Raw genomic sequence first — 24,706 nt, 5'->3', positions numbered from 1 at the left:
GCCCGAGACCGACACGTCCCCTCAGCGTGTCGGGCAGGGCCTCCGCCAGCCCGGGTCGGCGGCGGCGCGCGGCGTGCCGTCCGGGCACCGGCACCCAGGGGGGCTCGGCGGGCGCGGACGGCCCGGGCACCTCCACCGGTTGCGGCCGGCGTGGCTCGGCGGGCGGCGACTCGAGCGGTGGCACGACCACCAGAGGGCGCACGGCCACCCGGGTGTGGCCCTCCCACCACTCGCCACCGGCGGCGGGCTCGACCACCGGCGCGACCACCGCGGGTGCCGCCCCCTGCCCGCCACGCGTCGCGTCCAGCTCCGTGCGCAGCTGCTCCAGCCGCCGCGCGACGGCGGCGTCGTGGTCCTGGCCCGAGCGTCGAGATCGCATGGAAGGACCGTAGGCAGGACGGCACCCGGAGCGCTCGCATCGACGGCGTGCCTGTGGACGACGCGGGCTGAGCGGCGGCTGTGGACGGCTCCCGGGCCAGTGTCGGCGTCACGCCCGGGCGGTGAGCTACGGGCGGTCCGACACCCACCACACCGCCCACCACCCACCGCCCGGGAGGCGAGACCGCGACCCCGGACTCAGAGCCGCGGCGCCACGCAGACGGCGATCATGCCGGGACCCACGTGAGCCCCGAGGACCGCGCCGAGCTCACCGCACCAGACCTCCCGGTCGCCGAGGTTGTCGGCCAACCGGGTCCGGAGCTTGTCAGCGAGGAGGTCGGCGCGCTCCTCGTTGGCGAGGTGGGCGACGCACAGGTCGATCTCGGCGTCACCCGCGGCAGCCACGGCCAGCTCCTCGAGCCGGGCCAGTGCCCTGCCCGAGGTCCGGACCTTCTCCAGCGACGCGACGACGCCGTCCTCGATGGTGAGCAGCGGCTTGACCGCGAGGGCACCCCCGAACAGCGCGGCAGCTGCCCCGATGCGACCGCCGCGTCGGAGGTACTCCAACGTGTCGACGTAGAACAGCGACGAGCAGGCATCCGCGCGGGCGCGGGCGGCGGCTGCGGCTGCCTCGACGGAGCCGTCCCGACCGATGACGTCGGCGGCGGCCAGGGCGGCGTAGCCGGTGGCGACCCCGACCTCGCGGCTGTCCACGCACACGACCCGCACCGGGGAGTCGCGCGCCGCGAGCTGGGCCGACTCGAAGGTGCCGCTCATGTCACCGGAGAGGTGCACCGACACGATCTGCTTGGCCCCGGCGGCGGCCGCCCGCTCGTAGGCATCCAGCATCACCGCTGGCGCCGGGCGCGAGGTGCTCACGGGACGGAAGGCGCGCAGCGCCTCCGCGACCCGCTCCGGGGTGGCCTCCGGGGAGCCCTCGTCGTAGGCGTGGGCACCGATGACCACCTGGAGCGGGACGACGATGATCCCGCGCTCGGCCGCCACCTCCACGGGGAGGCTGGCGGTCGAGTCCGTGACGACGACGACCGACATGTGGCAGAGAGTAGTGGCGTGCGCCGCGTCGGTCGTGGTCAGACCACGATGTTGACGAGCTTGGGTGCCCGCACGACGACCTTGCGGACCTCACGACCGTCGATGGCCGCCACGACCGTCGGGTCGGCCAGCGCCAGTGCCTCCAGGTCACTCCCGGCGATGTCGGGGGCCACCTCCAGGCGGGCCTTGACCTTGCCCTGGACCTGGACCACGGCCGTGACCGACTCCTCGACCAGCAGCGCGGGGTCGACGACCGGCCACCCCACCCGGGCGACGGTCGGCTCGTGGCCCAGCCGCTCCCACATCTCCTCGGCGGTGTACGGCGCCACCAGGGACAGCAGGATCGCCACCGTCTCCACGGCCTCGCGGACCGCGGGGTCGGCGCCGCCGCAGCCCGAGTCGATCGCCTTGCGGGTGGCGTTGACCAGCTCCATCGTGCGAGCCACCATGACGTTGAAGCGGTGCTTCTCGATCAGCCCCTCGGCCTCGTGCACCGTCTTGTGCGTCAGCGTGCGCAGGGCGGTGTCACCTGTCGCCGGGTCGGCGCCCGGCGCGCTGGAGACGTCGCCGCTCAGGCGCCATGCTCGCTGCAGGAAGCGCAGGGAGCCACCGGGCGAGACGTCGGCCCAGTCGATGTTGTCCTCGGGCGGGCTCGCGAACACCAACGTCAGCCGCACGGCGTCCACGCCGAACTCCGCCAGCTGGTCGCCCAGGTTGATGCCGTTGCCCAGCGACTTGCTCATCTTGCGTCCGTTGTTGATGACCTTGCCCTGGGACAGGTAGGCCGAGAACGGCTCGTCCCAGTCGACCAGGCCCATGTCGCGCAGGGCCTTGGTGAAGAACCGCGCGTAGAGCAGGTGCAGCACGGCGTGCTCGTCGCCGCCGACGTAGAGGTCGATGGGACCCCACGCGTTGGCCAGCGCGGTGTCGAGGGCCTGGCTGTCGTCGTGGGGGGACACGTAGCGGAAGAAGTACCACGACGAGTCCACGAAGGTGTCCATCGTGTCGGTGTCGCGCGTCGCCGGACCGCCGCAGGTCGGGCAGCTGACGTTGACCCAGTCGGTCGCCGCGCCCAGGGGCGAGGTGCCCTTGGGCTTCAGGTCCGCACCACGCAGCTCGGGCAGCTCGACAGGCAGCTGGTCCTCGGGGACCGGGACCTCGCCGTCGACCGGGCAGTGGATGATCGGGATCGGGGCGCCCCAGTAGCGCTGGCGCGACAGCAGCCAGTCGCGCAGGCGGAAGTTGACCGTGCCGCGCCCCAGCCCCTTGCCCTCCAGGTAGGTGATGGTCGTGGACTTCGCCTCGGCCACGCCCATGCCCGACAGGTCGATCTTGTCGTTGGCGGAGTTGATGGCCGGGCCGTCACCGGTGTAGGCCATGGTGTCGTGGCCCTCCCAGTCGTCGGGCGGCTGCACCGTGCGCACGATCGGCAGGTCGAACGCCGTCGCGAAGTCCCAGTCGCGCTGGTCCTGCGCGGGCACCGCCATGATCGCGCCGGTCCCGTAGTCGGCCAGGACGTAGTCAGCGGCGTAGACCGGGATCCGCTCGCCGGTCAGCGGGTTGACGGCGTGCACGCCCAGGAAGACGCCCGTCTTGGGTCGGTCGGTGGACAGCCGGTCGATCTCGGTCTCCTTGCGGACCTCGACCAGGTAGTCCTCCAGGGCGCCGCTCTGCTCGTCGGTCACCAGCGCGGTGGCCAGGGCCGCGTCGGCCGCGACCACCATGAACGTCGCGCCGAACAGGGTGTCGGGACGGGTGGTGTAGACCGTCAGCGGCTCGGCACGACCCTCGACGACGAAGTCGACGTGGGCGCCCTCGGAGCGACCGATCCAGTTGCGCTGCGCGTTGACGACCTTGGAGGGCCAGGTCGGCTGCAGGTCGTCCAGGCAGTCCAGCAGCTCCTGGGCGTACGCCGTCGTGCGGAAGTACCACTGGGTCAGCTCGCGCTTGGTGACCTCGGCCCCGCAGCGCTCGCACGCGCCGTCGACGACCTGCTCGTTGGCCAGCACGGTCTGGTCGTTGGGGCACCAGTTGACCGGACTGTTCTTGCGGTAGGCCAGGCCCCGCTCCCGCATCTTCAGGAACAGCCACTGGGTCCAGCGGTAGTAGGAGGGGTCCGAGGTGTTGAACCGGCGCGACCAGTCGAAGCTCACGGCGTACTTCTGGAAGGACTCCAGCTGCGTGGCGATGTTGCCGTAGGTGTAGTCGGCCGGGTGCGCGTCGTTGCGGATCGCGGCGTTCTCGGCGGGCAGGCCGAAGGAGTCCCAGCCCATGGGGTTGAGGACCTCGTAGCCCTTCTGCCACCAGTAGCGCGCGATCACGTCGTGCAGCGCGGTGACCTCCGCGTGACCCATGTGCAGGTCGCCGCTGGGGTAGGGGAACATCGTCAGCGCATAACGCTTCTCCCGCGTCGAGGAGTCGTCGGCTCGGAAGGGGTCGAGCTGCTCCCAGACCGGCTGCCACTTCTGCTCGGTAGCGGCCACGTCGTAGGTGGCGGGCTCGTCCCGCTCGGCCGTCTCTCGCTGGGTCATCGTCTTCTCTCTCGGCTCTGGGTCGGACCTCATCGGGGCACAAAAAAACCCCTCGAGCACGAGGGGCAGCCGCGGCGACGTGTGCGTGTCGACGCGGCTAGATAAGGAGAAGGGTCCTGCGCATGACCTCAGGGTAGCGGAACGTCAGGCCGGCGCGGGAGCCAGCATGAGCGGCATCAGGCCATGGACCTGCTCGACGATCGTGTCGAGCGCGGTCTCGTCACCCCCGAGATGACCGAGCAGCGCCTGCTGGAACAGCCCGTCCACGATGCCGTACGCCGCGGCGCGCGGCACCGCCGTCGGCCGCCCGGCCAGCTCGGAGTAGCGCTCGACCACACGCCAGACCATGTCCTCGAGGGTCGCGTCGATCATCGAGACCGCCTCGCGCAACGACTCCTCGAACATGCTCTGCGAGCGCAGGTCGTACCAGAGCCGGTGCATCGGGGCCTCGTCGCGCAGGGTCTCGACGAGCTTGGCCGAGAACGCTCCCAGCAGCCCCTCAGCGGTGGTCGACGTGGCGACGACCTCGTCGTAGCGGGTGACGCACGTGGCCTTGTAGTGGCGCACGCAGTAGACGATGAGCGCGAGCTTGTCCTGGAAGTAGTAGTGCACGACACCGTGGCTGAACTGGGAGTTGATGGCGATCTCGCGCAGCGTCGTGCGCGCGTAGCCACGCTCCCCCAGCGTGGTCAGCGCGGACTCGGCGAGCTGCGTGCGGCGCTCGTCGTGCTTGTCGGCCGGGCTGCGTCGGGCCCTGGTCGTGGTGGCCATCGAGTCCACCTCCTCCACTCCTGGGCGATCATGCCACGCGAGCACGCGCCTGCGGACCGGTACTTCGCCGCCGGTCGACGCACAGGGCCCTAGGGTCGGACCCATGACTGTGACTGACATGTTCCGACTGGACGGCAAGGTAGCCGTCGTGACCGGCGCCTCGAGCGGGCTCGGCGTCGCCTTCGCCCAGGGCCTGGCCGAGGCCGGCGCCGACCTGGCGCTGGGAGCGCGCCGCGTGGAGAAGATGGCCGACACCGCGGCCCTGGTCGAGGCCGCGGGGCGCCGTGCGCTCACGGTCGGCACCGACGTGGCCGACCCTGCCTCGTGCGCCCACCTGGTGGCGCTGGCGATGGAGGAGTTCGGCCGCGTCGACATCCTGGTCAACAACGCCGGCATCGGCACCGCCGTGCCCGCCACCCGGGAGACGCCCGAGCAGTTCCGCGGCGTCATCGACGTCAACCTCAACGGGTGCTACTGGATGGCCCAGGAGTGCGGGCGCGTGATGCAGCCGGGGTCCAGCATCATCAACATCTCCTCGGTCCTCGGGATCACGACCGCGGGCCTGCCCCAGGCGGCCTACGCCGCATCGAAGGCCGGGCTGATCGGCCTGACCCGCGACCTGGCCCAGCTGTGGACCGGCCGGAAGGGCATCCGGGTCAACGCGATCGCCCCGGGCTTCTTCACCTCGGAGATGACCGACAGCTACCCCGAGGGCTACCTGGAGTCCCAGGGCCCGCGGATCCCCGCCGGTCGCAAGGGGGACCCGGCCGAGCTCGCCGCCACCGTGGTCTTCCTCGCCTCCGACGCCGCCGGCTACATCACCGGCCAGACGCTGCCCGTCGACGGGGGCATGACGATCACCTGATCGGCTCCGGACGCGTCGAGACCCGGTGGGCAGGACGCCCACCGGGTCTCGTCACACGTCGGGCCCCTCAGCGGCGCTGGAAGGCCACGACCACCGACGGACGGGGGAAGTCGTCGGTGTGCGGCCAGGTGCTCGCCTGGTTCTCGAAGGTCGCGCCGTCGATCTCACCGGGGTGCTGGACGGCGAAGAACAGCGAGCGGTTCTTGTCGTAGATCAGCGGTCCGCACGCCTCGGCGCCGCGGGGCATCGTGACGAACTGGCGGACCTGACCGCGCAGCGGGCCCTCGGTGGGGACGCGGAAGATGCCGTCGTTGGAGCCGAGCACGTTGCCGTCGGTCGCGATCCAGAGCTGTCCCTCGGAGTCGAAGCTGACGTTGTCGGGGCAGCTGATCGGGCTGACCGTCGACTTGTCCACGCCGCCGAAGTAGGTCTCGGCCGCAGCGGGGTCGCCGCAGACGAGCAGCAGGTCCCAGGTGAAGCCGCTGGCCGCGTGGCCGCCGGTCGGCGTCATCTCCAGCACGTAGCCGTTGCGGTTGCCCGACGCCGACGTGAGTGGCGCACCGGGCGACGCCCGCACCATCGACGACGCGATCGGGTTGGCCTCGTCCACCGGCAGCTCGGGCTTGCCGCGGTTGGAGTTGTTGGTCAGCGCGGCATAGACCTTGCCGTTGACCAGGTTGGGCTCGACGTCCTCGGGACGGTCCATCTTCGTGGGGCCGACCTTGTCGGCGGCCAGACGCGTGAAGATCAGGACGTCGGCGACCGACATGCCCTCGACGTACGACGTGGTGTCGGTGCACAGCGGGATCCACTGGCCGGTGCCGTCGTAGACGCCGTCCTCGGAGCCGTCGCCGGAGAACTTCGCGACCGACAGCGTGCCCTTCGTGAGCAGCGTCAGGTTGTGGCGACGGGCCTTGGCCGTGCGGGCCGGGTCGAACTTCTCGGCCGAGACGAAGCGGTAGATGTAGTCACCGCGCTCGTCGTCGCCCATGTAGGCCACGGCCTTGCCGTTCTTGGCGATGACGATGTTGGCGCCCTCGTGCTTGAAGCGACCGAGCATCGTGTGCTTGCGCGGGGTGGAGGAGGGGTCGGTCGGGTCGACCTCGACGATCCAGCCGAAGCGGTGCGGCTCGTGCGGGTCCAGGGTGAGGTCGAAGCGGGGGTCGATCTCGTTCCAGCCCTTGCCGGACCCGGTGATGCCGTAGCGCGCGTACTGCGCGGTGTAGCGCGGGTCGAGCGCACCGGACTTGTCGAAGTAGGAGTTGAAGTTCTCCTCGCCCGACAGGGCCGTGCCCCACGGGGTCAGGCCGCCGGCGCAGTTGTTGAGCGTGCCGCGAGCACGACGACCCGAGGGGTCGTCCACGGTCTTGAGACGCTCGTCGCCGGCGGCGGGGCCGACGATCTTGAACTCGCTCTCGATGTGGAGACGACGGTTGAGCTTGGCCTTGCGCAGGTTGGACTCGGGGCGCCAGTCACCCGGGGCCGCGCCACGGCGCAGCTCGACGACCGAGATGCCGTAGTTGCTCATCGCGATCGCCTTGATCTCGGCCGGCGTGTAGGTGTCGGCGGGGAACATCAGGTTCTCGTCGGTGTACTCGTGGTTGACGACCATGACGGCCTCGTCGCGGCCGGTCGGCAGCACGCCGACGTAGTCGCAGTTGTAGCCGAACTGCTGGCGCGCCGCCTCGGGCGTCTGCTTCGTGACGTCGAAGGCAGGCGCGCCGGCGACGACACGGTCGCCCCAGCGCATCACGACCGAGGTCGTGAACCCCTCGGCCACGGTGACCGCGTCGCGCTTGTTGGGCTTGACGGCCTTGAACGTGGTCTTCGCGAGGTCGCCGGAGAGAGCGCGCGCGGCGGGCTCCACGGCTGCGGCGGCCAGGCCCCCGGAGGCTGCGCCCGAGCCGACGACCAGGGCACCGGTGCCGATCGCAGCACCCTTGAGGACCGAACGGCGCTGGACCGCCTTGGTGATCTCCTCCTGGATATGGCCGTTGCCGGAGCGGTTGGGCTCGGGGTGGTCGCAGGCGTTGCCGCAACGGAAGAAGCAGGTCATGAAGCTGCGCGAGCCGTGGCGAGTCGAGGGCGTTGCCGGCGTCACCGGGGTCAGCGGCAGCAGGGGGCGCGAGGGCGTCTGGGTCATGACCCAAGCCGACCAGCGCCCGGTGAACCGGGTGGACCAGACAGGTGACCAGGGGATGTCCTGCGGTGGTCAGGAGCGCGACACCTCGGTCGGCGTGCGTCCGGTCCAGCGACGGAACGCGCGGATGAAGCTGGCGGACTCGGCATAGCCCAGGCGGCGGGCGACCTCCGCCACGGGCATCGTGGCCCGACCGTCGAGCAGCGCCATCGCCAGCGACGACCGGACCTCGTCGAGCAGCGCCTGGTATCCCACTCCCTCCTCTCCCAGCCGCCGGCGCAGCGTGCGCTCCCCCATGGCCAGCGCAGCCGACACCTCCGCCATCGGCGCGCCCTCGGGCAGGCGTTGGGTGATCAGCACCCGCACGTCCTGCGCCAGCCCCCGGCGGACCCGACGCGCATCGACGACCTCGGCGCACATCCGCTCGGCGAGCGCGAGCCGCTCGGCGCTGCGCTGCGGCAGCGGACGCTCGAGCTGGTCCACCCCGAACGCGACGGCCGCCGACCCCGGCGCCCACGTCAGCCGCGCCCCCACGCCGCCCGGGACGAGCGACTCCAGGACGGTCACGATCGCGGTGGCGTCGCGCTCCACCAGCAGCCTGCGTACGTCGGAGGGCAGCGCGCCGCCGTCGACGCTGACGTGGACCTCGTCCCCGACGAGCGACGCGCACGGGATCGCGAACGCGAAGCTGAGGTCGATCAGCCGCAGCGCCACGGTGATGGCGTCCAGCACGGTGCGGCTGGACAGCATCGCGTAGCCGAACGCGCCGAACGTGGCGGCCCGGTAGCGCTGCCCCACCTCGACCCCGACCTCGCCGAGCAGCCGATGGAGGGTGCGCACGACGCGCAGCTCCTGGGCCGCCGTGACCTCGCCGCCGCTGCGCACCAGCGTCGCGAGCGACCCCGCGGTGAGACCCGTGCCGACCAGCGCACGGGCAGCGCCGACACCGCGCGCCCCGGCGTACTCCACGAGCAGGGCGGTGCCCGCCGCCGAGCGGGGGAAGCCCCAATCCTCGGCGGCCGGGGCCGGCAACCCGCGCACATCGGTCGTCATGTCCGGAATTATCAATCAGATCACCGCTCCCGCACCCCACGGACCCGGTGCGGCGCCTAGTTTCGGAGCCATGAGCACCCGTGTCGTCATCATCGGAGCCGGCTTCGGCGGCCTCGGTGCCGCCCACGCCCTCCTCCAGCAGGGCATCACGGACATCACCGTCCTCGAGCGCGCCGACAGCGTGGGCGGGGTGTGGCGCGACAACACCTACCCCGGCGCCGCCTGCGACGTGCCCTCGCCGCTCTACTCCTGGTCATGGGCGACCAACCCGGGCTGGGGACGGCGCTACTCCGAGCAGCCGGAGATCCTCGGCTACATCCAGGAGACCGCTGCCCGCGAGGGGCTCCTCGACCTGGTCCGCACCGGTGTCGAGGTCACGAGCGTGACCTACGACGAGCAGACCCTGACGTGGCACGTCGCCGCCGCGGACGGTCAGAGCTGGACCGCCGACCTGGTCGTCTCCGCCGTCGGCCAGCTCTCCAACCCGGTGATCCCCGACCTCCCGGGCGCCGAGACCTTCGCGGGCCCCACCTTCCACTCCGCGCAGTGGCGCCACGACGTCGACCTCACCGGCAAGCGCGTCGCGGTCGTCGGCACCGGCGCGAGCGCCATCCAGTTCGTCCCCGGCATCGTCGACCGCGTCCGTGAGATGACGGTCTTCCAGCGCTCGGCGCCCTACGTCGTCCCCAAGCCCGACCAGGCCTACCGTGCCCGCCACCACCGCGCGTTCGAGCGGTTCCCCGCACTGCTGGCCACGGAGCGGCGCACGTGGTTCCGGCTGACCGAGGTCTTCAACGGCGCGCTCTCCGGTGACTCGGTCGCGACCCGCCCGCTGATGGCCGCCCTCAAGCAGACATGGCGACTCGCGCTGCGCGCCCAGGTCCGCGACGCCGAGCTGCGCGCCAAGCTCGTGCCCGACTACGAGCTCGGCTGCAAGCGGCTGCTCTTCTCCAACCACTGGTATCCCGCGCTGGCCCGCGACCACGTCGAGGTCGTCACCGAGCGCGTCGCCTCCGTCGAGCCCACCGGCGTGCGCACCGCCGACGGCGTGCTCCACGAGGCCGACGTGCTGATCTGGGGCACCGGCTTCGCCGCCACCGACTTCCTCGCCCCCATGACCGTCACCGGCGTCGGCGGCGCGGACCTGCACGAGCACTGGGCCGACGGCGCCCGCGCCCACCTCGGGCTCGCGGTGCCGGACTTCCCCAACCTCTTCTGCGTCTACGGCCCCAACACCAACCTCGGCGGCAGCTCGATCATCAACATGCTCGAGGCGCAGGCCGCCTACATCGCCCAGGTCGCCCGCCGGATCGCCGACGGCGGCGCTCGCGCGGTCGTCGTACGACGGGAGGTGGCGGACGCCTACGACACCGAGATGCAGTCGCGGCTCACCACGAGCGTGTGGGCCGGCTGCTCGAGCTGGTACGTCGACGGGCCGCGCATCACCACCAACTGGCCCGGCCAGGTCGCGGAGTACCAGCAGCGCACCGCGAAGGTGGACTGGGACGAGCTCGAGGTCGTCTCGTGAGCACGCCCTATCCCCCGGAGCCGTGGGACCTCGCCGGCACCGGCCACCTGACCACCTGGACCGTGCCGGTCGCGTCGCTGCCGCCGCTGCCCTTCCGCGCGACCCCGGTGACCGTGCGCGGCCGGGCGATCGTGTCGACCGCGTTCGTGGCCTACTCCGAGGCCGGGCTGATGGCCTACGACGAGCTGCTCGCCGCCGTGGTCGTGCGTCACGGACGCCGGGTCGGCCTCTCCATCACCGACATCTGGGTCGACAGCGAGACCTCGATGCTCGGCGGCCGCGGGCTGTGGGGCATCCCCAAGGACCTGGCGACGTTCAGCGGGCTCGCTGCCGGCACCGACGCCGGGCCGGTCGCGAGCGCGTCGTTCACGCCCCGACGCTCTCCCGGCCTGCCGCTGCCCTTCCCGCTGCGGGGCAGCGTCGTGCAGACCCGGCGCGAGCGCACCGTCGCCAGCCCGATCCGCGCCTCGGGACGGCTCCGTCCCGCCACCGCCGACTGGGACCTGGCCCCCGCCGGCCCGCTCGCCTGGCTGCGCGCCGGTCGCCCGCTCACCAGCGTCGTCGCCGAGGACTTCCGGATGCGCTTCGGCCGCTGACCCGTCCTGTCGTCCCACGGGGTGACGACGTCACGCCACCACTTGCGCCTTGGCCCAGCGGTAGTCGGCCTTGCCGGACGGCGAGCGCTCCATCTCGCCGACGCGCACGATCGCCTTGGGCACCTTGTAACGGGCGACGTGGGTCGCAGCCTCGGCCAGGATCTCCTCGTCGGTGACGTCGACGTCGTCGGCGACCTGGACGACCGCGACGACCTCGCTGCCCCAGCGCTCGGAGGGACGCCCGACGACGACCACGTCGCGCACGGCCGGGTGCGCGGCGACCGCGCGCTCGACCTCCTCGACGAAGATCTTCTCCCCGCCGGAGTTGACGGTGACGCCGTCGCGGCCGAGCAGGTGCACCCGGCCGTCCTCGAGCAGGTTGGCGCGGTCACCGGGCACCGACCAGCGGATGCCCTCGATCACCGGGAAGGTCCGCGCGGTCTTGTCGGCGTCGCCGAGGTAGCCCAGGGGGATGCGGCCGCTGCGGGCCAGCCAGCCACCCTTCTCCCCCGGCTCCGAACGCCGCGTCAGGTCCGGGCTGACGACGGTCGTGTCGGGCTGCGGGTCGAAGACGGCGGTGTCGGCCTCGGCGCCCCTGGCGGAGTAGTGGTTCATCTGGATGCCGGTCTCCGAGGAGCCCACGGCGTCGAGCAGCATGATGTGCGGCAGCGCCTCGAGCAGCCGGGTGCGCACGGTCGGTGACATCGGCGCGCCGCCGTTGCTGACCGCAGCGACACCGGACATGTCGTAGTCACCCCGCTCGAGCTCCTCCACCAGCGGGCGCGCGACCGCGTCGCCGACCACCGGGATGCTCAGGCACTTCTCACGGATCGCGGTGGTGAGTGCGTCGACCGGGTCCATGCGGTGGACGTTGTCGGGGATCACGATCTTCCCGCCGGTGGTGATCATGTGGAAGGCCGACCACTGCGCCGCCCCGTGCATGAACGGCGGCAGCATCAGCAGCGTCACGCCGCCGTTCCCGTCGACCGCGGCCTTCGCGATCTCGTCGTAGGACGCGTAGGGCGTCGTCGTGCCGAAGGGCAGGCCGCCCATCGCGGAGATGAACACGTCGTCGTGGCGCCACACGACACCCTTGGGCATCCCCGTGGTGCCGCCGGTGTACATGATGAACAGGTCGTCACCGTCGGGCACCGGCATGCCCTGCTCGGGCACCGGCGTGGTCACGATCGACTCGTAGGCCACGGCGCCGGGCAGCAGCGCGTGGCCGCTCTCGTCCTCGACCTGGATCAGCACCTTCAGCCCCGGCAGGTGCTCACGCAGCGCGGCCACCTGGGGCGCGAACTCCGCGTGGTAGAGCAGCGCGTCGGTCGAGGCGTCGTCGAGGAGGTAGCGCAGCTCCTCCTCCACGTAGCGGTAGTTGATGTTGTACGGCGCCACGCGGGCGCGCCAGGCACCCACCAGCGCCTCGAGATACTCGTTGCCGTTGCGCTGGTAGATGCCGTGGTGGTGCTGGCCGGACTCGTGGCCGGCCAGCGCGGCGCGCTCGGTGTGGCAGCCGAGACCCTGGGAGACCAGGAAGTGGGCGAACCCGTCCATCCGCGCGTTGATCCCGGCGTAGGTGAACCGGCGGTCGCGCCAGACCAGCACCTCCTGGTCGGGGACGGCACGGGCGACGGTGTCGAAGACGGTCGAGAGGTTGAAGCCGGGCATGCGCACTCCTGGACGGGACGACCACAACTAGAACAAGTTCCAGAACTGTAGCGTCCGTCACACCCCGGGGGTATGCCCTCGCCGAACTTCCTGACCCCTGTCAGGAGGGCGGCATCACCCGGATCGTCGGGCTCACGTCGCCCCGGCAGCCGGGCTTGGCCCCGACCTTGGCGTAGTAGCGCCCCGGCGTGCCCGTGTTGCCCGTCGACCAGACGTACGTCGTCCCCTGCTTCTCGGTCGTGTCGTTGGCCCACAGGTGCGGCTCGCCGTTGATGAGCTTGAACAGCTTGACCGTCCGGTTGGCCGCGCACCTGCGCGGCTTGGCGCTCGAGACCGTCCCGGACAGGTCGGTCCCCTCTGCCTTGATCGTGACGGTGACCGTCGCGTTGGGCGCTGCCGCCTCGGCCGCCGTCACGACCGGGAGCGTCGCGGCCAGGGCCGCCGCTCCCGCGATGAGTGCTCGCATCTTCTTCCCTCTTCTCTCCAGGTCCCCACCTGCTCGCACGCTAGACCTCCACGGGGGTCCTGTCACCGGGCCGTTAGCCTCACGCCGTGGACCCGTCCCTCGCCTTCTTCGCCCCCGAGGGCGACACCCTCGTCCCGACACCCATGGCCCAGAGCATGTGGAGCAGCGACCAGATGCACGGCGTGGCCGTCAGTGGAGCCCTGGGCCGCGCGCTCGAGATGGCTGTCGCCGCCCTCGGGCGCGCCGACCTCCAGCCGACCCGCTACACCGTCGACCTCTTCAGGGCCGCGCGGATGAAGCCGTGCGAGATCACCACCGAGGTCGTGCGCGAGGGCTCGCGGATCTGCCTGGTCGACGCCACGATGACCCAGGCCGGCGAGCGCGTGGCCCGCGCGAGCGCGGTCTTCCTCAAGCCCACGGCCTCCACCGAGGGCGAGGTCTGGAGTCCCGACGAGCGGCCGAGCCCGCCGCCCCACGACGTCGCTCCCCCGACCGACGAGCCGCACGTGCCCTACTTCCACTCGCAGGTCGGCTGGACGCAGGACTTCCGCCAGCACCAGAACGGCTCGCGCAAGCAGTCGTGGAACTCCGCGATCCCCGTCGTCGCCGGCGAGGCGATCACGCCCTTCCAGGCTGCGGCCGCGATCGCGGACGGCGCCAGCCTGGTCACCCACTGGGGCAGCCACGGCGTGGAGCACATCAACACCGACATCACGCTGACCCTCGTGCGCGCGCCGGTCGGCGTCGAGATCGGCCTGACCGCCGTCGACCGCCTGGAGCAGGACGGCATCTCCGTCGGCACCGCGGCGATGTTCGACCGCTCGGGCCCGCTCGGCACCTGCGTCGTCACGGCACTGGCCAACGCGCGGCGGGTGGTCGACATGGGCGGCATCTCCTACGACGACGACGGGACCCGTCGTACGACGTCCTGAGCGACACGCAAGGAAATGCACCAGAGGCGGCCTCCCGTGGGAGACCGCCTCTCGATGGTGGAGGTGAGGGGACTCGAACCCCTGACCCTCTGCATGCCATGCAGATGCGCTACCAGCTGCGCCACACCCCCATCGGGGTGCTGCCCGGGCCGAGGCCCTGACAACTCGCGAAATATTAGCCAACGCCGATCCGGGACGCGAATCGGGGTCCCCCCAGGGCTGGCCCTAGGGCTGAGCCACCCGGTTGTAGGCACCCAGCCGGAAGCCGCCTGTCGCGGGTGACTCGGTCAGCACGGCCCACCCGCAGTTCTCCAGCGCCCCCAGCGTCTGCAGCTCGTCGACGTCCCAGGACAGCAGCGAGGCGATGACGACGCGCAGGGCTGCGCCGTGGGACACCGCCACGGACAGCCCACCCGCGGGGGTCGCGTCGAGGAGGTCGAGCAGCGCGGCGCGCATCCGTTTCTCGACCGCGATCGTGCCCTCCCCGTCGGGCACCACGTCGAAGTCGCCGGACCGGAAGGCGGCGAACTCCTCCGGATGGCGGGCGGCGTAGTCGTCGTGGGTCCACCCCTCGCGCGAGCCCAAGGCGTACTCCCGCAGCCGCGCATCGGCGACCGGCTCCAGCCCGCAGGCCCGCCCGACGTACGACGCCGTGGTGGCCGCGCGGGTCAGGTCGGAGCTCCACAGGTGCACCGGTCGCAGCGCGGCGACGTGCTGCGCGACGGCCTGTGCCTGGGCGTGGCCGGCCTCGTCGAGCTCGGCGTCGGCGTGGCCCTGGATGCGTCGCGCGTGGTTCCACGCGGTCCGGCCGTGGCGCAGCAGGACCAGCGTGCGAGCCTCAGGCACCCTGCGGCGGGCCCGTGACGTCGGCGGGCAGCTTGATCGTGGGGCAGTCGCGCCACAGCCGCTCGAGGGCGTAGAACTGACGCTCCTCCTCGTGCTGCACGTGCACGACGATCTCGCCGTAGTCGATGAGCACCCAACGACCGTCGCGCTCGCCCTCGCGGCGGACCGGCTTGGAGCCGATGGCGCGCAGCGAGTCCTCGACCGCGTCGACGATCGCCTTGACCTGGCGGTCGTTGGACGCCGAGGCGAGGACGAAGGCATCGGTGATCGCGAGCTGCTCGCTCACGTCGAAGGCGACGATCTGGGTGGCGAGCTTGTCGGACGCGGCGCGGGCGGCGGCGACGACGAGCTCGACGGCATGGTCGGTGGCAGTCATGAGGCTTCTCTGGTCGGGGACGGGGTGGGAGTCGGGTCGGGCTCGGCGGCGGGGTAGAGCCGGTGCTTCTGGATGTACTGGACCACACCGTCGGGCACGAGGTACCAGACGGGCTGGCCACGTCGCTGGCGCTCACGGCAGTCGGTCGAGGAGATCGCCAGCGCCGGGATCTCCACGATCGTGACCCGCGAGGACGGCAGGGCCGCGATGGTCTCGGGGTCCATGTCGTAGCCGGGACGCGTGCAGCCGACGAACTGGGCGAGGTCGAAGAGGCCGTCGGCGTCGTGCCAGCTGAAGATGTCGGTCAGCGCGTCGGCGCCGGTGATGAAGTAGAGGTCGGCGTCGGGCATCGCGGCGCTGAGGTCGCGCAACGTGTCGACGGTGTAGGTCGGCCCCTCGCGGTCGATGTCGACGCGCGACACGGTGAACCGCGGGTTGGCCGCGGTCGCGATCACTGTCATCAGGTAACGGTGCTCGGGAGGCGAGACGTCGCGCTCGGACTTCTGCCAGGGCCGACCCGTCGGGGCGAAGACGACCTCGTCGAGGTCGAACCACGCCTGCACCTCGGAGGCCGCGACGAGGTGCCCGTGGTGGATGGGGTCGAACGTGCCACCCATGACGCCGACACGGCGGCGAACGGGGGTGGCGTCAGTCATGCGTCGACACTCAGCTGTGCTCGCGTCCTCCGCCGAAGGCGACCAGGGCGAAGAGCATCCCGAGGAGGATGCCGATGGCGATGAGCCCGACCCACCAGGGGTTGATGACCTGCTCGTGGTGCTCCGCGGCGGCCCGGCTCAGGGACAGCGTGATCTGGCTCAGCGACATGCCGCAGATCCTACCGGCCCCCTCCCCTCAACCGAGAAGTGACTCGACCCCGGCGAGCACCAGCCAGAACCGCAGGGTGCGCCCGACGAAGATCGTGGGCAGGAAGACCCACATCCGCATCTTCAGCGCACCGGCGACCGCGGCCATCACGAGCAGCGGCGGGATACCTCCGAAGGAGGAGATCAGCATGATCGCCCCGGCGAAGAAGGGACGCCCCTCCATGCGAGCCTGCCAGCGGGCATAGCTGGCCTTCACCTTGTCACCGGTGAGCTTCTTCTGCACCCAGTCGGTCTCGATGCTGCGTCGCGTCGCCTCGTACCAGACGATCTTGCCGATGGTCTGGCCTGCGCCGGCGATGGCAGCCAGGGTGAACGCGTGGCCCCCGACGGTCGCCGCCATGCCGCCGAGGATGACCTCCATGTTGATCAGCGGGAACAACGCCGAGGCAATGCTGACGCCGAAGGTCCAGAAGGCCAGGCTGAGGCTCATGTCGCGCTGGTGCTCCCAGCGCGCTCGGGCACCGGCAGCCCGAGCTGGAAGAGCCACCGCAGCGAGACGCACTTGAGCACGACCAGCGCCAGCGCGATCACGAGCCCGACCTGCCACCAGCCGGTGACCAGCAGCAGCACCGCGAAGAGCGCCGAGTTGAGCGCCTTGGCCGGCTTGGACCAGTTCCACCGGTAGAGGCGGGCGTCCACGACGTAGAAGTAGTTGGGGCTGCGGATCGGCCAGGCCAGGAAGGCCAGCGACAGGAACATGTCGATGACCATGAAGTTGAAGAGGTAGACCGAGACCGGCAGCACCATCTCGGGCTGGAGCCACGCCAGCCCGATGTAGAACCCGGCGCAGTTGATGCGGTCGCACATGATGTCGAGCGTGCCGCCGATGCGGGTCTCGCAGTCGAAGAGCCGGGCGTAGCCTCCGTCCGCCATGTCACCGACCCAGTAGACGACCAGGCCGACGACCAGCAGCGTGAGGTCCTCGTCGACCGCGGCGTAGAGGCACAGGGCCAACGACACGACCGTGCGGACGAAGGTGATCACCGTCGCACCGGTGAACAGCCTCTCGGCCGACGGATCGGCGTAGACGGACGCGTCGCTCACGGGCATGGGCGGAACGCTATCGCGGCGGGGGCCCGGGTCAGCGAACGTGGCCGTCGCCGGTCACGACGTACTTCGTCGACGTCATCTCCGGCAGCCCCATCGGGCCGCGCGCGTGCAGCTTCTGGGTGCTGATCCCGATCTCCGCCCCGAAGCCGAACTCGCCGCCGTCGGTGAAGCGCGTCGAGGCGTTGACGAGCACGGCGGCCGAGTCCACGCTCGCCACGAAGCGGCGGGCCGCCGACTGGTCCTCGGTCACGATCGCGTCGCTGTGCCGGCTCGAGAAGCGCCGGATGTGCGCCAGCGCAGCGTCGAGGTCCGCCACGACGGCGGCGCTGATGTCGAGCGAGAGGTACTCGGTCGCGTGGTCCTCGTCGGTGGCAGCCAGCACCCCCTCGTGGGCCTGGAAGGCGGGGTCTCCATGGATGGTCACGTCGGCGTCCTGCAACGCTGCGACGACCCGCGGCAGGAAGACGTCGGCGACCTCGGCGTGCACCAGCAGCGACTCGGCGGCGTTGCAGACGCTGGTGCGGTGGGTCTTGGCGTTGAGCACGATCGCGAGTGCCTTGTCGAGGTCGGCGGCACGGTCGACGTAGACGTGGCAGTTGCCGACCCCGGTCTCGATCACGGGGACGGTCGACTCCTCGACCACCGAGCGGATCAGCCCGGCGCCACCGCGCGGGATCAGCACGTCGACGAGGCCCCGGGCCCGCATCAGGGCCTTGACGCTGTCGTGGGAGTCACCCGGCACGAGCTGGACGACGTCGGCGTCGAGGCCGACGGCAACCGCGGCGTCGCGCAGCACCGCCACGATCGCGGCGTTGCTGGACCGGGCGCTCGAGCTGCCGCGCAGGAGCACCGCGTTGCCCGACTTGAGGCAGATGCCCGCGGCGTCGGCGGTGACGTTGGGGCGCGCCTCGTAGATCATCCCGACGACGCCGAAGGGCACCCGCACCTGGCGCAGCTCGAGCCCGTTGGCCAGCGTGCTCCCCCGCACCACCTCGCCCACGGGGTCGGGCAGTCCGGCGACGTCACGCAGCCCCTGGGCCATGACCACGAGGCGGTCGTCGGTCAGGCGCAGCCGGTCGACGATGTTGGCGGGGGTGCCGCCGGCCTCGGCACGCGTCACGTCCTCCGCGTTGGCCGCGAGGACTTCGTCGCTGCGCTCGAGCAGTGACCCGGCCATCGCGAGCAGTGCGCGGTCCTTCTCGGCCCGGGTGGCCAGCGCCAGCGCGTGGCTGGCCTCGCGTGCGCGGCGGGCCACGGCGAGGACCTGCTGCTCGATGTCGTCTCCACGGTGCGCCTGCGTCATGGTCCGAGCCTAGGAGAGCCGAGGACCCGCTCCGCGGGTGTCTCGCGCTCCTGGGCAACCAAACCCACCTAGGTTGCGTCGTAGTCCTCGGACACCATTCCTCAGGAGGAACCCCATGCCTCGCACCTCACCCCGCTCCTCGGCCCGCAGCACCGCCCGACGGGCCGCCGGTCTGGCCGCGCTCGCGCTCCTCCTCCCGGCGCTCCCCGCCCTCTCCGCGGGCGCCGACGCCGCCCCTGCCGCGCAGCGCGCGGAGGGTGACGCCCCGGTGACCCTCTGGTCGCCGGACCGGGTCGAGGCCTACTCCTACGGCGGGCGCGTCTACACCGACCTCGGCCTGCGCCTGGTCGCCCAGGACCAGCCGTTCGAGCTGTGGTCGACCCGCACCGGCTACGACCAGCCGATCCGCACCGTGTGGCGCTCGGCCACCGGCGACGTGGCCCTGCCGGCCGGGTCCATGTCCACCTTCAGCGGCCTGCGCCACTTCCTCAAGCTGAGCTTCGACCCGGTCAAGGCCGGGCCGACCACGACGATGGTCCAGGGTGGTTGCCTCTCGGGCTACGCCGAGCGGGTCAGCCCCGACGCGCCGGCCACGTCGGACTACCCCCGCTCCTGCTACTACAACCCCTACGCGATCGGCTCGGTGCAGGGCGTGCAGGCCGGCTGGGCGACCCCGGTCTTCACCACCTACAGGCCGCTGCGGCTGGAGCCCGGCCGCTACCGGGTCACCGCCGCTGTCGGCGCCCCCTACGCGAAGGCCTTCGGGCTGTCGGCGGCCGAGTCGACGCGCACCTTCACCCTGGTGGTGACGAAGGAGGACTACAGCGGCGAGGGCCGTCGTACGACGGAGCGCGGCGTCGCGACGCCCGCCCGGCAGGAGCCCACCAAGGCCGCCGACGGCGAGGTCGCCGGGCCTCGTCCCGACCTGCGCTCGTTGCCGGCCTGGGGCATCCAGGTGGCACCCAACGGGTCGTTCCTGCAGTTCTCGGCGACCGTGTGGAACGGCGGCGACAGCCCCCTGGTCGTCGACGGCTTCCGCAAGGAGGGCGAGGACGAGATGGAGGGCTACCAGTACTTCTTCGACGCCGAGGGCACCCAGACCGGCTACCGGAAGGTGGGCCACTTCCACTGGGACGAGAAGCCGACCCACCAGCACTGGCACTTCAAGGACTTCGCCAGCTACACGCTGCTCAAGGCCGACAAGACCGCGATCGTGACGTCACGCAAGGAGGCCTTCTGCCTGGCCAACACCGACGCCGTCGACACCACCGTCCCGTCCGCGGTGTGGAACCCGGAGAACACCGACCTGTCCACGGCGTGCGGCGACTACGGCTCGCTGTCGATCCGCGAGGTGCTCGCGTCCGGGTGGGGCGACACCTACGCGCAGTTCCGCGCCGGCCAGTCCTTCAACCTCGAGGGGCTGCCCAACGGCACCTACTACATCGAGGTGAGGGCCAACCCCCGCGGCGCGCTCGTGGAGGCCTCGACGGACAACAACGTCGCTCTGCGCAGGATCGTCATCGGCGGCACGCCGGGCGCCCGCACGGTGAAGGTCCCGCGAGTGGGCCTGGTCGTCGAGCCGGGCAACCGCGGCCGCGGCGGCTTCTGACCCCGCCCGCCGACGGCACAGCGCCCCGCCACCTCACGGTGACGGGGCGCTGGTGCTGCTACTGCCGGGCGGCTCAGCCCTTGCGCTGGTTGATCGCCTCGGTGGCGGCAGGCAGGACCGCGTGCAGGTCGCCCACGACGCCGAAGTCGACGAGCTCGAAGATCGGGGCCTCGTCGTCCTTGTTGACGGCGATGATCGTCTTCGAGGTCTGCATGCCGGCGCGGTGCTGGATGGCGCCGGAGATGCCGTTGGCGACGTAGAGCTGCGGCGAGACCGTCTTGCCGGTCTGGCCCACCTGGAAGGTGTGGGGCATCCAGCCGGAGTCGACCGCGGCACGCGAGGCACCGACCGCCGCGCCCAGGGCGTCGGCGAGACCCTCGATGGGCTCGAAGTTGCCACCGGTGCCACGACCACCGGAGACCACGATCGCGGCCTCGGTGAGCTCGGGACGGCCCGTCGCCTTGCGCGGCTGCGAGGCCACGATCTGGGCGGTCTTGGCGGCGTCGGAGATCGTCGCTGCGAACTCCTCGACCGTGCCGGAGCCGGCCTCCTCCTCGGGGGCGGCGGCGTTGGGCTTGACCGTGATGATCGGCGTGCCCTGCGTGACCTTCGCCTGCACGGTGTAGTTGCCGGCGAAGACCGACTGCGTCGTGACGACGGTGTCGCCGTCGGCCTGCACGTCGACCGCGTCGGTGATGATGCCGGAGCCGAGCTTGATCGCGAGGCGACCCGCGATCTCCTTGCCCTCGGCGGAGGACGTGATCAGGATCGCGGCGGGCGACGCCTTCTCCGCGAGCTGCTGGAGCACCTCGGCCTTGGGGGCCACGAGGTAGCCCCTGATCTCGGTGTCGTCGACGGTGTAGACCTTCGCGGCACCGAACTTGGTGACCGCCTCGGTCGCGCCGGCGGCCTGGTCGGCCGAGCCGATGAAGACCGCGGAGGGCTCGCCGAGCCGCTTGGCGATCGCGAGCAGCTCGTAGGTGGGCTTGCGGACCGCGCCGTCGACGTGGTCGATGAGAACCAGAACTTCAGACATCAGCAGACGCTCCTCAGATGAACTTCTTGGACGCGAGGAAGTCGGTGAGCGCGCCAGCGCCCGAGCCGTCCTCGTCCTTGACGATCTCGCCGGCCGTGCGCGGCGGGCGGGCGGTCGTGTCGACGACCTCGGACCAGGCGACCGAGAGGCCGACCTCGCCGGCGTCGACACCGATGTCGCTCAGCGACCAGGTCGCGAGCGGCTTCTTCTTCGCGGCCATGATGCCCTTGAAGGAGGGGTAGCGGGCCTCACCCGTCTGGTCGGTCACCGAGAGGACCAGCGGCATGGTGCCGCCGATGACCTCGGTGGCCGTGTCGCCGTCACGCTTGATGCGGACCTGGTCGCCCTGGGTCTCGATGACCGAGGCGAACGTGATCTGCGGGAGGTTGAGACGCTCGGCGAGCATGGCCGGGACGACGCTGCCGGAGGCGTCGGTGGACGCCATGCCGCACATGACGAGGTCGGCCTGACCCTTGTCGGCCACGATCTTCTCGACGGCCTTGGCCAGCACCAGCGAGGTCGCGGCGTAGTCGGAGCCGGCGATGGCCTCGTCGGAGACGTGGATGCCCTCGTCGGCGCCCATCTGCAGAGCCTTGCGGACCGCGTCGAGGGCCTTCTCGGGACCCACGCAGAGCGCGGTGACGGTGACGTCGGCAGGGTTCTCCGACTTCTCCTTGATCTGGAGCGCCTGCTCGACGGCGTACTCGTCGAGCTCGGAGAGGAGACCGTCGACGCCGACGCGGTCTACGGTGTTGTCCGACTCGAAGCGCCGGTCGGCGGTCGCGTCGGGCACGTGCTTCACACAGACGACAATGTTCATGGTGGTGTGGCCTGGACGGCCCCTCCTGAGTGCTCGTGAAGGTCACGGACGTGACCTGAGAACTGATGGTTCTGGCAGGTTACCGCCGAGTCAGGAGCCGCGGAACACAAGTCCGCGGTGGACTAACTCACACGGTGCGGTGGGTCACCACCAGTGTGCCCCGCCCCTGGTCAGGGGCGGATCACGCGCTCCAGCAGCCGCCCGACGACGAGGTAGGCGACGGCGCCGAGACCGTAGTTGAACAGCGCCGTGGTGGTCTCGCCGTTCTCCCCGCCGAACTTCTTGATCGGGTTCTCGAGGCTGAAGATGCCCAGGTCGACACCGTCGGCGAGGTCGAGGACGAACTCCACGAAGGGATTGGTCGGCTCGGCGTCGAGCGCGATGAGGAGCGCTGCGACGGCCAGCGCCGAGGCACAGACCACGAAGAGCGCCCACACCACCCGCGCAACGATCACGCGCACCCGCGCGCTCGACCTGCGATCAGCCACCTGCGTCACCGTCCCTCGAACTGAGCCTTGCCCGGACCGTTCTCGACGAAGGATTGCATACCGTTGGTCTGGTCCTCGGTCGCGAAGAGCGCGGCGAACTGGAGTCGCTCGATCTCGAGCCCCGTGGCGAGGTCGACCTCGAGCCCGCGGTCGATGCTCTCCTTGGCGGCCCGCACGGCCAGCGACGCAGCGCCCGTGAACTGACGCGCCCACGCCACGGCCTCGTCGTAGACCGACTCCGCCGGCACCAGCCGGTCGACCAGCCCGATCGCCAACGCCTCGTCGGCCTTCACGAAGCGGCCGGTGAAGATGATGTCCTTCGCCTTGCTCGGCCCGACCAGACGGCTCAGCCGCTGGGTGCCACCGGCGCCGGGGATGATCCCGAGCAGCACCTCCGGCTGGCCGAGCGTCACGTCGTCGGCGGCGATCCGGATGTCGGCGGCCAGCGCCAGCTCACAACCACCGCCGAGGGCATAGCCGGTGATCGCAGCGACGACCGGCTTGGGGATCGCCGCGACGGCGCTGACGGCCGACTGCACCGAGCCCGACACGGTGACCATGTCGGCATAGCTCAGCGCCGCCATCTCCTTGACGTCGTTGCCGGCGGCGAACACCCGCTCGCCGCCGTAGACGACCACGGCCTTGACGTCGTCGCGCTCGCTGGCCTCGGCGGCCGCTGCACGGAGCTCGGCCTGCACCTGGACGCTGATCGCGTTCATCTTCGGGCGGTCGAGACGGATCGTGCCCACGCCGTCGCTCACCTCGAGGGTCACGAACTCTGCCATCTGGGTCTCCTTGGTCGGGTGGTGCCGGTTCAGGCCCACGAGCCTGCCACCACGGACGGAACACCGGACACCCGGCACACCGGATGGGCAACAATGCGTCCGTGACTCCTGGCCTCTGGCGCAACCTCGGCGATCGGGCGGCGGTCTGGCCGGGCAAGAACTACCCGCTCGGCGCGACCTGGTCCCCCGAGGCCACCAACTTCGCGGTGCACGCCCCCCGCGCCCGCGTCGCGTGGGTGTGCCTCTTCGACGAGGAGGACGGCGAGAGCCGCCACCGGCTCACCGAGCAGTCCCTGGGCATCTGGCACGGCGCCCTGCCGGGGGTGGCACCGGGCACGCGCTACGGATTCCGTTTCGAGGGACCGTGGGACCCCGACGCCGGGCTGCGCTTCAACCACGACAAGCTGCTGCTCGACCCCTTCGCCCGGGCCGTGAGCGGTGAGGTGACCCTCGACCCCGCCATCTACGGCCACGTCGTCGACGAGCAGGGGGTGGAGTCCCCCGAGCCCACCGACTCCGCGCCGTTCGTGCCCCGCAGCGTCGTCGTCGCTGACGACTTCGACTGGGGCGACGACACCGCTCCCCGACACCGCTGGCGCGACTCGGTCATCTACGAGGCCCACGTCAAGGGCATGACCGCCCTCCACGACCGGGTGCCCGAGCACCTGCGCGGGACCTACGCCGGGCTGGCGACACCGGCGGTCGTCGACTACCTCCGCGACCTCGGCGTGACGGCGATCGAGCTGCTCCCCGTGCACCAGTTCGTCTCCGAGCCGGCCCTCGTCGAGCGCGGTCTGACCAACTACTGGGGCTACAACTCCATCGGCTACTTCGCCCCGCACAACGCCTACTCCTCCTCCGGTGACCGCGGTCAGCAGGTCACGGAGTTCAAGGCGATGGTCAAGGCCTTCCACGAGGCGGGGCTCGAGGTCATCCTCGACGTGGTCTACAACCACACCGCCGAGGCCGGCTCCGACGGGCCCACGCTCTCGTTCCGCGGTCTCGACGACAGCATCTACACCCGGGTCCACCCACCGGCGCCCGGCGCTCCGGTCGTCGACACCTACTGGGACGTGACCGGCTGCGGCAACACCGTCGACGCCGCCAACCCCTTCGCGCTGCGGCTGATCCTCGACTCCCTGCGTCACTGGGTGACCGAGATGCACGTCGACGGCTTCCGCTTCGACCTGCTGTCCGCGCTCACCCGCACGGGCAAGCAGGTCGACATGGCCTCCCACCTCCTCGTCGCGATCGGCCAGGACCCGGTGCTGCGGCACGTGAAGCTGATCGCCGAGCCGTGGGACGCCTCGATGGACGGCTATCGCGTGGGTGAGTTCCCGCCGCCGTGGGTGGAGTGGAACGACCAGTACCGCGACACGATGCGCGGCTTCTGGCGCGGCGACGGCACCGGCGTGCGCGACGTGGCGTCCCGGCTCGCCGGCTCCTCCGACCTCTACGCCGACGACGGCCGGTCGCCGTACGCCTCGGTGAACTTCGTGACCTGCCACGACGGCTTCACCCTGCG

Annotated in this window: 25 protein-coding genes and 1 tRNA gene; 6 read left to right on the top strand and 20 right to left on the bottom strand. The window is 71.2% G+C overall.

Annotation, left to right across the window (positions count from 1 at the left end):
• The 4 genes from RMN98_RS02970 to RMN98_RS02955 all read right to left on the bottom strand — a co-directional run.
• Nucleotides 1-379: hypothetical protein (locus RMN98_RS02970; RefSeq protein ID WP_309647315.1), on the bottom strand; the 379-nt coding region annotated here is incomplete at its 3' end.
• 197 nt (nucleotides 380-576) lie between these two features.
• Complete coding sequence (locus tag RMN98_RS02965; protein ID WP_309647314.1) at nucleotides 577-1,431, bottom strand: DegV family protein; 855 nt, start codon at nucleotides 1,429-1,431, stop codon at nucleotides 577-579.
• A 38-nt stretch (nucleotides 1,432-1,469) separates the two neighbouring features.
• A complete protein-coding gene (gene leuS, locus RMN98_RS02960) occupies nucleotides 1,470-3,962 on the bottom strand; it encodes a leucine--tRNA ligase (protein WP_309647313.1) in 2,493 nt (830 codons plus the stop codon).
• Between the two features lie 144 nt (nucleotides 3,963-4,106).
• The gene (locus RMN98_RS02955; protein WP_309647312.1) at nucleotides 4,107-4,733 is read right to left on the bottom strand and encodes a TetR/AcrR family transcriptional regulator; all 627 of its coding nucleotides are present in this window, start codon (nucleotides 4,731-4,733) and stop codon (nucleotides 4,107-4,109) included.
• A 103-nt stretch (nucleotides 4,734-4,836) separates the two neighbouring features.
• Between RMN98_RS02955 and RMN98_RS02950 the strand changes: the two genes are divergently transcribed.
• On the top strand, nucleotides 4,837-5,598 hold the full coding sequence (locus RMN98_RS02950) for a 3-oxoacyl-ACP reductase family protein (protein WP_309647311.1): 762 nt from the start codon (nucleotides 4,837-4,839) through the stop codon (nucleotides 5,596-5,598).
• A 67-nt stretch (nucleotides 5,599-5,665) separates the two neighbouring features.
• On the opposite strand, the gene RMN98_RS02945 is transcribed toward RMN98_RS02950, so the two are convergent.
• On the bottom strand, nucleotides 5,666-7,741 hold the full coding sequence (locus tag RMN98_RS02945; RefSeq protein ID WP_309647310.1) for a PhoX family phosphatase: 2,076 nt from the start codon (nucleotides 7,739-7,741) through the stop codon (nucleotides 5,666-5,668).
• 69 nt (nucleotides 7,742-7,810) lie between these two features.
• Nucleotides 7,811-8,791, bottom strand: a complete 981-nt coding sequence (locus tag RMN98_RS02940; protein WP_309647309.1) for a helix-turn-helix domain-containing protein — start codon at nucleotides 8,789-8,791, stop codon at nucleotides 7,811-7,813.
• A 70-nt stretch (nucleotides 8,792-8,861) separates the two neighbouring features.
• Here RMN98_RS02940 and RMN98_RS02935 point away from each other — a divergent pair, with 70 nt between their 5' ends.
• Both RMN98_RS02935 and RMN98_RS02930 read left to right on the top strand, forming a co-directional pair.
• Nucleotides 8,862-10,319, top strand: a complete 1,458-nt coding sequence (locus tag RMN98_RS02935) for an NAD(P)/FAD-dependent oxidoreductase (RefSeq protein ID WP_309647308.1) — start codon at nucleotides 8,862-8,864, stop codon at nucleotides 10,317-10,319.
• Entirely contained in the window at nucleotides 10,316-10,915 is a 600-nt protein-coding gene (locus tag RMN98_RS02930) for an acetoacetate decarboxylase family protein (protein WP_309647307.1), read from the top strand. Before RMN98_RS02935 ends, RMN98_RS02930 begins: the two co-directional genes overlap by 4 nt.
• 30 nt (nucleotides 10,916-10,945) lie before the next feature.
• Here the strand turns inward: RMN98_RS02930 and RMN98_RS02925 are convergent, their stop codons facing one another.
• Both RMN98_RS02925 and RMN98_RS02920 read right to left on the bottom strand, forming a co-directional pair.
• Nucleotides 10,946-12,586, bottom strand: a complete 1,641-nt coding sequence (locus RMN98_RS02925; RefSeq protein ID WP_309647306.1) for an acyl-CoA synthetase — start codon at nucleotides 12,584-12,586, stop codon at nucleotides 10,946-10,948.
• 100 nt (nucleotides 12,587-12,686) lie between these two features.
• Nucleotides 12,687-13,052, bottom strand: coding sequence for a hypothetical protein (locus RMN98_RS02920; RefSeq protein ID WP_309647305.1), 366 nt, complete (start codon nucleotides 13,050-13,052; stop codon nucleotides 12,687-12,689).
• 86 nt (nucleotides 13,053-13,138) lie between these two features.
• Between RMN98_RS02920 and RMN98_RS02915 the strand changes: the two genes are divergently transcribed.
• On the top strand, nucleotides 13,139-13,984 hold the full coding sequence (locus RMN98_RS02915; protein WP_309647304.1) for an acyl-CoA thioesterase domain-containing protein: 846 nt from the start codon (nucleotides 13,139-13,141) through the stop codon (nucleotides 13,982-13,984).
• A gap of 55 nt (nucleotides 13,985-14,039) precedes the next feature.
• Here the strand turns inward: RMN98_RS02915 and RMN98_RS02910 are convergent.
• The 8 genes from RMN98_RS02910 to RMN98_RS02875 form a co-directional block, all read right to left on the bottom strand.
• A tRNA-Ala gene (locus RMN98_RS02910) sits at nucleotides 14,040-14,115 on the bottom strand.
• A 94-nt stretch (nucleotides 14,116-14,209) separates the two neighbouring features.
• A complete protein-coding gene (locus tag RMN98_RS02905; RefSeq protein WP_309647303.1) occupies nucleotides 14,210-14,830 on the bottom strand; it encodes a histidine phosphatase family protein in 621 nt (206 codons plus the stop codon).
• Entirely contained in the window at nucleotides 14,823-15,206 is a 384-nt protein-coding gene (gene rsfS, locus RMN98_RS02900; RefSeq protein WP_309647302.1) for a ribosome silencing factor, read from the bottom strand. Before rsfS ends, RMN98_RS02905 begins: the two co-directional genes overlap by 8 nt.
• Complete coding sequence (nadD, locus tag RMN98_RS02895) at nucleotides 15,203-15,862, bottom strand: nicotinate-nucleotide adenylyltransferase (RefSeq protein WP_309647301.1); 660 nt, start codon at nucleotides 15,860-15,862, stop codon at nucleotides 15,203-15,205. Before nadD ends, rsfS begins: the two co-directional genes overlap by 4 nt.
• A gap of 10 nt (nucleotides 15,863-15,872) precedes the next feature.
• A complete protein-coding gene (locus RMN98_RS02890; protein ID WP_309647300.1) occupies nucleotides 15,873-16,031 on the bottom strand; it encodes a hypothetical protein in 159 nt (52 codons plus the stop codon).
• A 27-nt stretch (nucleotides 16,032-16,058) separates the two neighbouring features.
• Nucleotides 16,059-16,520, bottom strand: coding sequence for a hypothetical protein (locus RMN98_RS02885; RefSeq protein WP_309647299.1), 462 nt, complete (start codon nucleotides 16,518-16,520; stop codon nucleotides 16,059-16,061).
• Nucleotides 16,517-17,140 carry a CDP-alcohol phosphatidyltransferase family protein gene (locus RMN98_RS02880; protein ID WP_309647298.1) on the bottom strand — a complete coding sequence of 208 codons (624 nt, stop codon included), beginning with the start codon at nucleotides 17,138-17,140 and terminating at the stop codon, nucleotides 16,517-16,519. Before RMN98_RS02880 ends, RMN98_RS02885 begins: the two co-directional genes overlap by 4 nt.
• Before the next feature lie 31 nt (nucleotides 17,141-17,171).
• Nucleotides 17,172-18,443, bottom strand: a complete 1,272-nt coding sequence (locus RMN98_RS02875; RefSeq protein WP_309647297.1) for a glutamate-5-semialdehyde dehydrogenase — start codon at nucleotides 18,441-18,443, stop codon at nucleotides 17,172-17,174.
• A 115-nt stretch (nucleotides 18,444-18,558) separates the two neighbouring features.
• On the opposite strand from RMN98_RS02875, the gene RMN98_RS02870 reads away from it, so the two are divergent.
• Entirely contained in the window at nucleotides 18,559-20,052 is a 1,494-nt protein-coding gene (locus tag RMN98_RS02870) for a lysyl oxidase family protein (RefSeq protein WP_309647296.1), read from the top strand.
• Between the two features lie 73 nt (nucleotides 20,053-20,125).
• Here the strand turns inward: RMN98_RS02870 and RMN98_RS02865 are convergent, their stop codons facing one another.
• The 4 genes from RMN98_RS02865 to RMN98_RS02850 all read right to left on the bottom strand — a co-directional run bounded on the left by RMN98_RS02865 (nucleotide 20,126) and on the right by RMN98_RS02850 (nucleotide 23,181).
• Nucleotides 20,126-21,088: an electron transfer flavoprotein subunit alpha/FixB family protein gene (locus RMN98_RS02865; RefSeq protein WP_309647295.1), complete on the bottom strand. Its 963-nt coding sequence runs from the start codon at nucleotides 21,086-21,088 to the stop codon at nucleotides 20,126-20,128.
• A 13-nt stretch (nucleotides 21,089-21,101) separates the two neighbouring features.
• Nucleotides 21,102-21,890, bottom strand: a complete 789-nt coding sequence (locus RMN98_RS02860; protein ID WP_309647294.1) for an electron transfer flavoprotein subunit beta/FixA family protein — start codon at nucleotides 21,888-21,890, stop codon at nucleotides 21,102-21,104.
• A gap of 188 nt (nucleotides 21,891-22,078) precedes the next feature.
• Nucleotides 22,079-22,396 carry a hypothetical protein gene (locus RMN98_RS02855; RefSeq protein WP_309647293.1) on the bottom strand — a complete coding sequence of 106 codons (318 nt, stop codon included), beginning with the start codon at nucleotides 22,394-22,396 and terminating at the stop codon, nucleotides 22,079-22,081.
• A 5-nt stretch (nucleotides 22,397-22,401) separates the two neighbouring features.
• Nucleotides 22,402-23,181 carry an enoyl-CoA hydratase-related protein gene (locus RMN98_RS02850; protein ID WP_309647292.1) on the bottom strand — a complete coding sequence of 260 codons (780 nt, stop codon included), beginning with the start codon at nucleotides 23,179-23,181 and terminating at the stop codon, nucleotides 22,402-22,404.
• Between the two features lie 101 nt (nucleotides 23,182-23,282).
• Here RMN98_RS02850 and RMN98_RS02845 point away from each other — a divergent pair.
• On the top strand, nucleotides 23,283-24,706 hold a 1,424-nt coding region (locus tag RMN98_RS02845; protein WP_309647291.1), incomplete at its 3' end, for an alpha-amylase family glycosyl hydrolase.

The organism is Nocardioides sp. (assembly GCF_031397825.1).
In the GTDB taxonomy this organism is placed as follows: Bacteria; Actinomycetota; Actinomycetes; order Propionibacteriales; family Nocardioidaceae; genus Nocardioides.
Note: the sequence above shows the minus strand (reverse complement) of the source record. Positions and strands in the feature narration are given on the sequence as shown.